This is a genomic window from Rhizobacter sp., from assembly GCF_031412495.1.
Classification (GTDB): Bacteria; Pseudomonadota; Gammaproteobacteria; order Burkholderiales; family Burkholderiaceae_C; genus Schlegelella_A.
This window is the reverse complement of the sequence record NZ_JANODC010000306.1, coordinates 1-12,000: the sequence shown is the minus strand read 5'-3', so window position 1 is coordinate 12,000 and position 12,000 is coordinate 1. Positions and strand designations below refer to the sequence as shown.

The window sequence follows — 12,000 nt, the reverse complement described above, 5'->3', positions numbered from 1 at the left end:
GTTCGAGCGCCTCTTTCTGGGCCATCAATTCCTGGAGCGTTGCCACGTCGAATCCCTTCCCGAGTTCAAGAATGAACCGGCAGGGATTCTAGGGCAATCAGGGAGAGGGCGGTACGTATCCGGCAGGCTGCTCGGCCCCGGCGCCGAAAAAGAAATTCTCCATCTGCCGCGCCAGATACTGGCGGGCGCGCTGGTCGGCGAGATTGAGCCGGTTTTCGTTCACCAGCATGGTCTGGTGCTTCATCCATGCCGCCCAAGCCTCCTTGCTCACCGATGCGTAGAGCCGCTTGCCCAGCTCGCCCGGGTAGGGGGCGTAGTCGAGGCCCTCGGCCTCCCGCTTCAAATACACGCACTGCACCGTCCTGGCCATGGGAATCTCCGCAAACTAGTTCAGCTTCTTCACGAATACCTGGGATCGTCGATCCCAGTTGTATTTGCGCTTGCGCGCTTCCGGCAGCCAGTCCGGCTCCACCTGGACGAAGCCGCGCTTGATGAACCAGTGCATGGTGCGGGTCGTCAGCACGAATATGCTCTCGAGGTTCATCGCGCGGGCACGCTGCTCGACGCGCTTCAGTATCCGCTCCCCGTCGCCCTGGCTCTGCACGGCGGGGGATACCGTCAGCGCAGCCATTTCGCCGGTTTTCGCCTCCGGGTATGGGTAGAGGGCGGCGCACCCGAATATCACGCCGTCGTGCTCGATCACCGTGTAATTGGCGATGTCGCGCTCGATCTCGGTACGGTCGCGCTTGACGAGGGTGCCGTCGCGCTCGAAAGGCTCGATCAGCTGCAGAACCCCGCCGATGTCATCGGGTGTCGCCTGGCGCAGGCTCTCGAGCTTCTCGTCGACCACCATCGTGCCGATGCCGTCGTGCGTGAACACCTCCATCAGGAGCGACCCATCGACGGCGAAGGGCAGGATGTGCGAACGCTCGACGCCGGCCCGGCAGGCGCGCACGCAGTGCTGCAGGTAGAAGGCCGTGTCGGTCGGCACCTGCGGCCGCGGCAGCGACGCGAGCAGCCGCTCGGCGTCGGCGAGGGCCAGCTCGGTGTCGATCGGCGTCTCCTCGTCCGCGGGGTCCTCGCGAATCCCGGGAACCTCGGTCACGAACAGCAGCTTGTCGGCCTGCAGGGCAATCGCCGTGCTCGTGGCGACGTCTTCCATCGTCAGGTTGAAGGCTTCCCCCGTGGGCGAGAAGCCGAAGGGCGACAGCAGGACCATCGCCCCGATGTCGATGGCGCGCCGGATCGCCACCGCGTCGACCTTGCGGACGATGCCGCTGTGCACGAAGTCGATGCCGTCGACGACGCCGACCGGCTGCGCCGTCAGGAAGTTGCCCGAGACGACGCGAACGATGGCGTTGGCCATCGGCGTGTTGGGCAGCCCCTGCGAGAAAGCGGCCTCGATCTCGAAGCGCAGCTGTCCTGCAGCTTCCTGCGCGCTGTCGAGCGCCACTGCATCGGTGATCCGCATGCCATGGCTGTGCCGCGACTCGTGCCCCTTGGAGCGGAGCTGCTCGTTGACCTGCGGACGGAAGCCGTGCACCAGCACGATCTTGATGCCCATCGCCTGCAGGATGGCCAGGTCCTGCGCGAACGAGGCCAGCTTGCCAGCTGCGATCAGCTCGCCGGCGATGGCGACCACGAAGGTCTTGCCGTGGTAGGCATGGATGTGCGGCGCCACCGTGCGGAACCACGGCACGAAGGTGTGCGGGAAGACGAGGTTCACGGCGCCTACTTGTAGAGGAGCTCCGGCAGCCACAGGCCGATCTGCGGAAACATGTAGAGCAGGAAGATGGCCAGGATCTGGATGCCCATGAATGGCAGCATGCCGGCGAAGATCTGGTTCAGCGTCACGTGCGGTGGCGACACGCCTTTCAGGTAGAAGGCCGCCATGGCCACCGGTGGCGACAGGAAGGCCGTCTGCAGGTTGAGCGCCACGAGCAGGCCGAAGAAGAGCGGATCGACGCCGAACTTCGCGAGCAGCGGGATGAAGATGGGCATGAAGATCACGATGATCTCGGTCCACTCCAGGGGCCAGCCGAGGGTGAAGATGATGAACTGCGCCAGCAGCATGAACTGCAGCGTCGTCAGGCCGAGCGACAGGACCCAGTTCTCGATCAGCTGCTGGCCGCCGAGCAGCGCGAACGAGGCCGAGAAGATCGAGGAGCCGACGAAGAGCCAGCACACCATGGCGCTCGTCTTCGCGGTCAGGAACGACGATTCCTTGACGATGCCGCCGAGGTCGCGCAGCGTGGCCGCGACGGGGCTCGCGCGGCTTTCCTGCCGGGCCGCGAGATAGCGGTAGGCCGCAGCCAGCAGGAGGCCGCCGAAGGCACCCACGGCCGCGGCTTCGGTCGGCGTCGCCAGGCCGAACACGATCGACCCCAGCACGGCGAGGATCATCACCGCCAGCGGGAAGAACGAGGTCAGCAGCATCTTGAAGATCTCGAGCCGCTGCCAGTTCATCAGCCAGCTGATGAGCACCAGGGCGGCCAGGCCGATGACCAGCGTCACCCAGAACCAGGTCGGTGCCGGCTTGCGCGGTGCCGCCGCCTGCGCCGGTTCGGCCGGCGCCGGTGCGGCCGCGGGACCGGCGGCCGGCGACGAACCCGCGGCGGCCTGCTTGGGCGGCTCCGCCAGGCTCGTACTTTCCACCGGCGGCTCCTGGAGGCCAGAGCGCTCCTGGGGCGGCTCCTGCAAGCCCTCCTGCGGCGGCTCCTGCAGCCCCGAGCTCGGCGCGGGCGATTCGTCGAAGCCGCCGCCCGACTGCACGAGCCCGGAGGTGTCGACCGTTGCCACGGGTGCGGTGGCGCTGCCGTACATCAGCACCAGCAGGGCGGCGATGGAGAGCGCCGGGAGCAGCGACACGAACAGCTGTCCGAGAACCGTGGCTCGCGGCAGCGACGGGTCCTTCATGCCCGCGAACAGGCCGGCCAGGGCGTTGCGGCGACGCGAGCTCAGCAGCTGCGAGAGCGGCGGAAGCGCCACCTGCCGCTCGCCTTCGCTCAGGGGCGGTGCCAGATGCGGCTTCCACTTGGCGACGATCACGACGTAGAGAACGTACAGCGCGGCCAGCATCAGGCCGGGGAAGAACGCGCCGGCATAGAGCTTGACGACCGAGACACCTGCCGTCGCGCCATAGACGATCAGCAGCACCGATGGCGGGATCAGGATGCCGAGGCAGCCGCCGGCGGTGATCGCGCCGGCCGAGAGCTGCACGCTGTAGCCGGCGCGCAGCATCGCCGGCAGGGCGAGCAGGCCCATCAGCGTCACCACGGCGCCGACGATGCCGGTGGCAGTCGCGAAGATCGCGCACGTGACGATGGTGGCCACGGCGAGCGCGCCGGGAACACGCGCGAGCGCCAGGTGCAGGCTCTTGAAGAGCTTCTCGATCAGGTTCGCTCGCTCCACGAGGTAGCCCATGAACACGAACAGCGGAATCGCGATCAGCACATCGTTGGACATGACCGAATACGTGCGTTGCACCATCAGGTCGAGGATCTGCTGCGTGGCGAGCGCCGGGTTCACGCTGCGGTAGGCGAGCCAGCCGAAGAACACGCCCATGCCCATGAGGGTGAACGCGGTGGGAAAGCCGAGCATGATGGCGACGACGACCAGGGCAAGCATCAGCAGCCCCAGGGCCCCGAGATCGCTCTGGGTCAGGTGGCCGTCGAGGAAGCCGGCCCACGGGGTGAAGATCAGCACCGCCAGGGTGATGATCCCCATCAGCACGAAGCCGAACCAGAGTTCCCTGCGAATCTTCATTTCGTGGTCCCGTGCGGCACGACGTACTGGTCGAGCTTGGCGATGTCTTCGTCCTTCACGTGCACCATTTCCTTGAGCTTGCCGACGTCGACCTCCTCGACGTCCGCCTCGCGCGACGGCCATTGGCCGAGCCGGATGCAGATCACGCAGCGGACGATCTCGACGATGCCCTGCGCGAGCAGGAAGGCCCCCGCGACCGGCAGGATGGTCTTGAACGGATAGATCGGCGGGCCGTCGGCGGTGACGTTGGAGTGCTCCGCCACGGCCCACGACTCCGCAGCGTAGTAGTAGCCGGCGTAGGTCATCGCGAACACGCCCGGGATGAAGAAGACGATGTAGAGGACGAGGTCGATCGTCGCCTGCGTGCGCGGCTCGAAGAAACCGTACAGCACGTCGCCGCGCACATGGCCCGACTTGGCCAGCGTGTAGGCGCCCGCCATCATGAAGAGGGTGCCGTACATCATGATCATGACGTCGAACGCCCACGGGTGCGGATGGTCGAGCACGTACCGGGAGAACACCTCCCAGGAGATCAGGAACGTGAGCGCGACGATCAGCCAGGAGAACGCCTGACCGACGAAAGTGCTGATCTTGTCGATGGTCAGGAGGAGTGTCTGCATGGGGTCCTGGAAAAAAAATCGGCCACCCGGATTCTGCCCGGATGGCCGACGCTGGGACCGAGGAAGCCTAGGTCTTCTTGCCGCCGAAGAAATGATTGACCGACATCCGCCGGCTGATGTTGGTGTCCTGGTCCCACTTGACGACACGCTCGGCGAAAGCCTTCTGCGACTCGGCGATCTCCTTGAACATCGGGTTCTCGGCCGATTTCTTGGCCAGGATGTCGTTCCAGACCTTGAGCTGGACCTGCAGGACCGAGTCGGGCGTCTTGTAGAACTTGACCTTGTCCTTGGTCTGCAGCTCGATGTAGTCCTTCGAGTAGCGATCGATGGCCTTCCAGGACAGATCGGACGAAGCCGCTTCGACCGCATTGGCGATGATCGCCTTCAGCTTCGCGGGCAGCGCGTCGTACTTGGTCTTGTTGAAGCTGATCTCGAAGGTCTCCGCGCTCTGGTGATAGCTCTGCAGCATGCAGACCTTGGACACATCCGGGAAGCCGAGGATGCGGTCGGACGTGGCGTTGTTGAACTCGGCGCCGTCGAGCAGGCCGCGGTCGAGCGCCGGCACGATCTCCCCTGCGGGCAGGGCGTTCACGGCCGCGCCCATGGCCGTGAACATGTCGATGGCCAGGCCGTTGGTGCGGAACTTCAGGCCCTTGAAGTCCTCCGGCTTCGTGATCGGCTTCTTGAACCAGCCGAGCGGCTGCGTCGTCATGGGGCCGCAGAGGAACGACTGGACATTGCCGCCGATGGAGGCATAGAGCTTGGCCAGCAGCTCGGCGCCGCCGCCGTACTTGTGCCAGGCGAGCAGCATGTTGGCATCCATGCCGAACATCGGGCCGGAGTTCCACAGGGCCAGCGCGTTCTGCTTGCCGTAGTGATAGCCGAGGATCCCGTGGCCGCCGTCCAGCGTGCCTTTGGAGATCGCCTCGAACAGACCGAACGCGGGAACCACGGAACCGGCCGGCAGCACGTCGAGCTTGAGCTCGCCGCCCGTCATGTCGTTGATCTTCTTGGCGAAGTCGTTGGCGTACTCGTGGAAGATGTCCTTGGCGGGCCAGGTGCTCTGGAACCGGAAGGTCGTCGTCTGGGCCCTGACGAGGCCCGGTGCGGCCAGCGCCCCCGTGGCGGCGACGGCGGTCGCCGCGTTCCTCAGGAAGCGGCGGCGCGGCGCGGTTCGGGTCGGGGTGGCTTTGTCGGTCATGGATGCTCCTGGCATGGACTGTGGTCGAGTTCGGCCCGCACTCGTCGGTGCAGGAAGAGTGCGACTGTGCGGGGCTGACGCCCGGCGTACAAGTAGGGGAAGCCCCGTCGGCCGACCCTGCCGACACCGGGGGGAATAATCCGCCGCACATGCCGGCCCGTGCCCCAAGCCCCCCGCTTCCGCCGCGCCCGGGTGCCAACCCCCTGCTTCCGATCGAGTTCCCCGAGGCGCTGCCGGTCTCGGCCCGCCGCGCGGACATCGCTGCGGCGATCTGCGCGCATCAGGTCGTCATCGTCTGCGGGGAGACCGGTTCGGGCAAGACGACGCAGCTGCCCAAGATCGCGCTGACGCTCGGCCGCGGCCGGCTCAATGGCGGCGGCCTGATCGGCCACACGCAGCCGCGGCGGATCGCCGCGTCGACGGTCGCGCGCCGCATTGCCGAGGAGCTGAAGTCGCCCCTCGGCGAGGTGGTGGGCTTCAAGGTCCGTTTCCAGGACCGGATCTCGCCGGGCGCGAGCGTCAAGCTGATGACCGACGGCATCCTGCTCGCCGAGACCCAGGGCGACCCGCTGCTGCGCGCCTACGACACGCTGATCGTCGACGAGGCGCACGAGCGCAGCCTGAACATCGACTTCCTGCTCGGCCACCTGCGCCAGATCCTGCCGAAGCGGCCCGACCTGAAGGTGATCGTCACGTCGGCGACGATCGATGCCGACCGCTTCGCCCGCCACTTCGCATCGCCCGAGGGGCCGGCGCCGGTGATCCAGGTCACCGGCCGCCTCTTCCCCGTCGAGATCCGCTGGCGCCCCTTCATCGAGAGCCGCGACCACGACCTCGGCGACGCGATCTGCGAGGCCGTCGACGAGCTCTGGCGCGGCCCCGCTGCAGCCGGTGCCGGCGACGTGCTCGTCTTCCTCCCCGGCGAGCGCGAGATCCGCGACGCTGCCGAGCGGCTGCGCAAGCACCATCCGCCCGGCGTCGAGATCCTGCCGCTGTTCGCGCGCCTGTCGCAGCAGCAGCAGGACGAGGTGTTCGCGCCGCACAGCGCGCGCCGCGTCGTCCTCGCCACCAACGTCGCCGAGACCTCGCTCACGGTGCCCGGCATCCGTTTCGTCGTCGACGCGGGCACGGCGCGCATCAAGCGCTACAGCTTCCGCAGCAAGGTCGAGCAGCTGCCGATCGAGCCGATCAGCCAGGCGGCGGCGAACCAGCGGGCCGGGCGCTGCGGCCGGGTCGCCGAGGGCGTGTGCATCCGCCTCTACGACGAGGCGGACTTTGCCGCGCGGCCGAGCTTCACCGAGCCGGAGATCGTGCGCTCGTCGCTGGCCGGCGTCATCCTTCGCATGAAGTCGCTCGGGCTCGGCGAGGTCGAGGATTTCCCCTTCCTCGAGGCGCCGCCCAAGCGGGCCATCGCCGACGGCTACCAGCTCCTTGCCGAGCTCGGCGCCACCGACGACCTCAACGCGCTGACGCCGACCGGCCACGAGCTCGCGAAGCTGCCGCTCGACCCGCGCGTCGGTCGCATGATCCTCGCCGCCCGCGACCGCGAGTCGCTGCGCGAGGTGCTCGTCGTCGCCAGCGCCCTCAGCGTCCAGGACGTCCGCGACCGGCCGCTCGAGCAGCAGCAGGCGGCCGACCAGGCCCATGCCAAGTTCGACGACGAGAAGTCGGAGTTCCTCGGGACGCTGAAGCTTTGGAGCTGGCTCGAGGGCTCGCGCGGCGGGCACGGCGAGCATCGCCTGTCCAGCCGCAAGCACGAGCAGCTGCTGCGCGACAACTTCATCTCGGCGCGCCGCGTGCGCGAATGGCGCGACATCCATTCGCAGCTGCTGACGGTCGTCACCGAGCACGCCTGGCGCGTCAACACCACGCCGGCGACCTACGAGCAGCTGCACATCGCGATGCTCGCCGGCCTGCTCGGCAACATCGGCCTGAAGAGCGAGGAGGACGATTCGTATCTCGGCGCGCGCGGCATCCGCTTCTGGCGCCATCCGGGTGCGAACCTGTCGAAGAAGCCCGGCCGCTGGATCGTCGCCGCCGAGCTCGTCGAGACGACGCGGCTCTACGGGCGCGGCATCGCCGCGATCGACCCGCGCTGGCTGCCGCCGATCGCCGGCCACCTGATCAAGACCCAGCTGCTCGAGCCGCACTGGGAGAAGAAGGCCGGGCAGGTTGTCGCCCTCGAGCGGGCGACGCTGTACGGCATCGTCATCTACGCCAACCGACGGGTCGACTTCGGCACCGTCGATCCGGCGGCGGCGCGCGAGATCTTCATCCGCGAGGCGCTCGTCGCCGGCGACTGGGAGACGAAGCTGCCGTTCGCCGCCGCCAACCGCAAGCTGATCGCCCAGGTCGAGGAGCTCGAGCACAAGGCGCGCCGCCAGGACGTGCTCGTCGACGACGAGCTCATCCACGCCTTCTACGACCAGCAGATCCCGGCCGACGTGCACGGCACGCAGAGCTTCGAGCGCTGGTACCGCGACGCCGCGAGGAAGCAGCCGGACCTGCTGCTGCTGACGCGCGAGGAGCTGATGCGGCACGAGGCCGCCGGCATCACCACGGCGGCTTTCCCGAAGACGATCCGGCTCGGCGGCGTGGACTGCGCTGCCTCTTACCTGCACGAGCCCGGCCATGCGCGCGACGGGCTGACGGTGACGCTGCCGCTCTTCGCCCTCAACCCGGCGAACGAGGACCGCTGCGAGTGGCTCGTCCCCGGGATGCTCAAGGACAAGGTGGTCGCCCTGGCGAAGACGCTGCCGCAGCGGCCGCGTTCTCGCCTCGTGCCGCTGCCCGAGTACGCCGCCGAGTTCATCGGCGAGGTGCGGTTCGGCGAGGGCAGCCTGGTCGAGGCGGTGGCGCGACACGCGAGCCGGCGGAGCAGCCTGGACCTGAAGCGCGCCGACTTCAAGCATGAGCAGCTGCCGCCGCACCTGCTCATGAACGTGCGCGTCGTCGACGAGCACGGCCGGCAGCTCGGCGAGTCGCGCCACCTGGCCCAGCTCAAAGCGGAGCTCGGCGCCCAGGCTCGCTCCGCCTTTCAGGCGCTCGCCGCACTGCGCCTGCCGGCGCAGGTCGGTGCCGCGAGCACCACGGATGCGGCCGCCCCGAGGAGATCGGCGCCATCGAGGGGAGCCGCCCCGCCCGAGGTCCGGCACGCAAGCACCGCGCCTGCACCGGCTCGCTACACGGCGTGGACCTTCGGCGAGCTGCCGGAGCTGATGGAGGTGAAGAAGGGCGGCCAGGCGCTGATCGGCTATCCGGCGCTGATCGACAAGGCCACGCACGTCGAGATCGAGGTCTTCGACGAGCCCGAGGTCGCCGCTGCGCGACACCGCGCCGGCTTGCGTCGCCTGGTCGCCCTGCAGATCCGCGACGCCCTCAGGTATCTCGAGAAGAACCTGCCCGACCTGCAGCAGGTCGGCGTGGCCTACCTGCCCCTCGGCAGTGCCGAGGAGCTGCGCGGGCAAATTCTCGACCTCGCGCTCGACCGCGCCTTCCTGGTCGACCCGCTGCCGACCGACGCGGCCGCGTTCGCGCGCCGCGTGGACGAGGGACGCGGGCGCCTCACGCTCATCGCGGGCGAGGTGACACGCAGCGCCGGCAGCGTGCTCGCCGAGTACGCGGCCGTGCAGCGCAAGCTGAAGGACGCACGGCCGCCGCGCGAGGTCGCCGAGGACATCGCACAGCAGCTCGAACGGCTGGTCCCGAAGCGGTTCCTGGCGACGACGCCGTGGCCGCAGCTCGCGCACCTGCCGCGCTACCTCAGGGCCATCGTTCTCCGCCTGGAGAAGTTGCGCCTCGACCCGGCCCGCGACGCCGCCCGGCTCGCCGAACTGCGGCCGATCGAGCAGCGCTATCTGCGCAAGCTCGCCGAACGGCGCGGCGCGACCGATCCCCGCCTCGACGAGTTCGCCTGGTGGCTCGAGGAACTGCGCGTGAGTTTCTTCGCCCAGGAGCTGAAGACGCCGCAACCCGTGAGCGTCAAGCGGCTGGAGAAGATCTGGGCGCAGGCGCACGCCTGAAACGTAGACGGTGCCGTCGAACTGCCCTCATACAATCGCGCTCGATCGGGGCGTAGCGCAGCCTGGTAGCGCAATTGGTTTGGGACCAATAGGTCGCGAGTTCGAATCCCGCCGCCCCGACCACGGATCGAGCATCGAGCCACCGTCCTCTCTCTGCCCGTAGCTCAACTGGATAGAGCACCAGCCTTCTAAGCTGGGGGTCGGGGGTTCGAGTCCCTCCGGGCAGGCCAGTCTTCCGTGGCGATCCCTCTGCGCGATCGTTGTTGTCAGCCTCGACCCCTTGAATGCGGGGATGTTGTCCAGATGCGGACGCATACAGTTGTTACCGGGCGTTGCCCCTGACGGCCTCCGGTTTTGTTCCAGCCGCCTCGATCCCACCCGCTGCTGACGACCCGCGTAATGGCCTAGCCAGTGGGGCGGCTCGCACGCAACATCAACTTGCGAAGGAAAAACAAATGAAACATCACGCGCTGAACACCATCGTCCTCGCAGCGGCGGCCGTCCTGGCCGGTGCTGCGAATGCGGGCCCGTATATCCTCGCCGGGACCGACGCCGACGACCACGGCCAAGCCACTGCCACCGCGAACCAGGAGGGCTGGCTCTTCATGCAGAGAGCCCTGGAAAGCCTTGCCTCGTCGACCGGTCTGACTACCTCGAAGCGGGTGGTCGTTTCCCTGGGCAGCGAATCCTCGGCATTGGCTGCCGCGCAATCAGCCTTCAATAAGTCCAGCCTGGCTGGCACGTGGACCTTCCTGTCGGTGCCCATCCTCAGCCAGGCTACTTTCGACAGCGCAATCGCCAGTGCCGGTATCGTCATGCTGGACTCCGGCGGCAACGTCGGCGGGGGCCTCACGAACGGCGAAGATCAGATCCTGACCAACAACGCGACTGCACTCAATTCGTTTGTGGGACTCGGCGGAGGGCTCTTCAGCCAGGCTGGCGATTACGGTTGGCTGTCGGCGCTGGTACCTGGGCTTACCCGGATCGCCCAATCCTCGACGGGACTGACGTTGACGCCGGCCGGCACGACCGCATTTCCTGGCCTGACGAATGCCGACCTCAGCGCCGGTCCGTGGCACAACGCGTTCGGCAACGTCGGTGCCATTCCGGTACTCGCCACTGGCGTGGGCAGCGCCAACGTCATCATCGGCTCCGGTGCCGGAAGCTTCACTGCGCCGGAAAACCCGCCGCCGGTGTCCGCGATCCCGGAGCCCGAGACCTATGCCTTGATGCTCGCCGGCCTCGGCGCCATCGGCGCCTACGCGCGGCGCCGTCGCAAGTCGGTCTGAGCGGTTCGCCGACGGAAAAGGGGCGCGCTGCGCCCCTTTTCTTTATGTCTTCCGACCCCGGCGCCCGCGTCCCGGGCCGCTCATCACGGTGATCTCACCTCGTGCTCGCGCAGCCGGTCCAGCAGGGCCGCTGCGACGAGGTGGCTGCCGGAAACCGACAGGTGATGCCAGTCACGGTAGTACAGGCCGTCGGGGGCGTCGAAGCGGCAGCGGGCCGCGTCGCAGAGCAGGCCGATCGGGTCGAAGATCGCGACCCCCGGACGCGACGCCACGACGCGCTGCAGCAGTGCCACGAATCGGGCCCGCCGGGCATCGGCGGCCGGTCGCCCGAGGCTGCAGTCGCGCGCGAAAAGGCCCGCGCCGGGGCGGCCGATGCAGTCCTTGGGCAGGAATGGAAGCTCGGGCACGCCGGCAAAGAGGATCACGTCCTTGCCGGTGGCGCGGAGCACGTCGACGGTGCGGCCGAGTCCCTGCTCGATCAAGCCCTCCTTGTCGAGGCCGGGCCAGCGCGCCGAGTCCAGGCTGGCGTTGGCTCGCGTGCCGCCGCGATCGAAGGCCGGTGCCACGGAGGTGTCGAGCAGGTAGGTGTTGCCGAAGAAGGCGACCACGACGGTGCGGATGCTCTTGCTTGCGGCGATGCGGCGGATCGCCTGTTCCGCCCGCGCCTGCAGCTCGCTGTCCTGGCCGCCGAGCCGCGTCCGCACGTCCAGCAGGGGCGGGGTGGACGGATGGCCGATCAGCAGCCAGTTGCGGCCCGCATCGCCTTGCGCGAGCCCGTCGAACAGCTGGTCGGCGTGGCTGTCGCCCAGGACCGCGGCTGTGGCCGGTCCTTCGCGCGACTGCAGGCAGTAAAGCAAAGCGGGCGACGCAGCCACCTCGCCCATCGCACACGGGACGCCACGACCGGTGGGGGGCGGTCCGCGCAGGTCGTGCGCCTTGGCCTCGTAGCGTGCCACCGAAGTGCGCCCCGGCCAGCCGTCGCTTAGCGCCAGGGCGAGACCTGCGAGGCCGATGGCGCCCAGCCCGGCGACGAGCGACCAGCTCTTGCGCTTCGCATGGCGCGGCGCGCGCGCGTGCCGCTCGACGAAGCGCCACGTGAGCCA

8 protein-coding genes and 2 tRNA genes are annotated in these 12,000 nt (G+C 68.3%); 4 read left to right on the top strand and 6 right to left on the bottom strand.

The features are described from left to right. Nucleotides 1-97: 97 nt before the first annotated feature. The 5 genes from AC30N0_RS11425 to AC30N0_RS11405 form a co-directional block, all read right to left on the bottom strand. Nucleotides 98-370 carry an oxidative damage protection protein gene (locus AC30N0_RS11425; RefSeq protein WP_489518034.1) on the bottom strand — a complete coding sequence of 91 codons (273 nt, stop codon included), beginning with the start codon at nucleotides 368-370 and terminating at the stop codon, nucleotides 98-100. Between the two features lie 15 nt (nucleotides 371-385). Beyond that, entirely contained in the window at nucleotides 386-1,759 is a 1,374-nt protein-coding gene (argA, locus tag AC30N0_RS11420; protein ID WP_489518033.1) for an amino-acid N-acetyltransferase, read from the bottom strand. Continuing rightward, entirely contained in the window at nucleotides 1,732-3,765 is a 2,034-nt protein-coding gene (locus tag AC30N0_RS11415; protein ID WP_489518032.1) for a TRAP transporter large permease, read from the bottom strand. Before AC30N0_RS11415 ends, argA begins: the two co-directional genes overlap by 28 nt. Then, nucleotides 3,762-4,385: a TRAP transporter small permease subunit gene (locus tag AC30N0_RS11410; RefSeq protein ID WP_489518031.1), complete on the bottom strand. Its 624-nt coding sequence runs from the start codon at nucleotides 4,383-4,385 to the stop codon at nucleotides 3,762-3,764. Before AC30N0_RS11410 ends, AC30N0_RS11415 begins: the two co-directional genes overlap by 4 nt. Before the next feature lie 67 nt (nucleotides 4,386-4,452). Further along, complete coding sequence (locus AC30N0_RS11405) at nucleotides 4,453-5,586, bottom strand: TRAP transporter substrate-binding protein (protein WP_489518030.1); 1,134 nt, start codon at nucleotides 5,584-5,586, stop codon at nucleotides 4,453-4,455. 149 nt (nucleotides 5,587-5,735) lie between these two features. On the opposite strand from AC30N0_RS11405, the gene hrpA reads away from it, so the two are divergent. The 4 genes from hrpA (at nucleotide 5,736) to AC30N0_RS11385 (ending at nucleotide 10,897) form a co-directional block, all read left to right on the top strand. After that, nucleotides 5,736-9,608, top strand: a complete 3,873-nt coding sequence (gene hrpA, locus AC30N0_RS11400; protein WP_489518029.1) for an ATP-dependent RNA helicase HrpA — start codon at nucleotides 5,736-5,738, stop codon at nucleotides 9,606-9,608. 46 nt (nucleotides 9,609-9,654) lie between these two features. Then, nucleotides 9,655-9,731: transfer RNA gene (locus AC30N0_RS11395), tRNA-Pro, on the top strand. Between the two features lie 30 nt (nucleotides 9,732-9,761). After that, nucleotides 9,762-9,838: transfer RNA gene (locus AC30N0_RS11390), tRNA-Arg, on the top strand. A 225-nt stretch (nucleotides 9,839-10,063) separates the two neighbouring features. Further along, nucleotides 10,064-10,897, top strand: coding sequence for a PEP-CTERM sorting domain-containing protein (locus AC30N0_RS11385; RefSeq protein ID WP_489518028.1), 834 nt, complete (start codon nucleotides 10,064-10,066; stop codon nucleotides 10,895-10,897). An 83-nt stretch (nucleotides 10,898-10,980) separates the two neighbouring features. Here the strand turns inward: AC30N0_RS11385 and AC30N0_RS11380 are convergent. Beyond that, the coding region (locus AC30N0_RS11380; protein WP_489518027.1) for an SGNH hydrolase domain-containing protein at nucleotides 10,981-12,000 on the bottom strand (1,020 nt) is incomplete at its 5' end.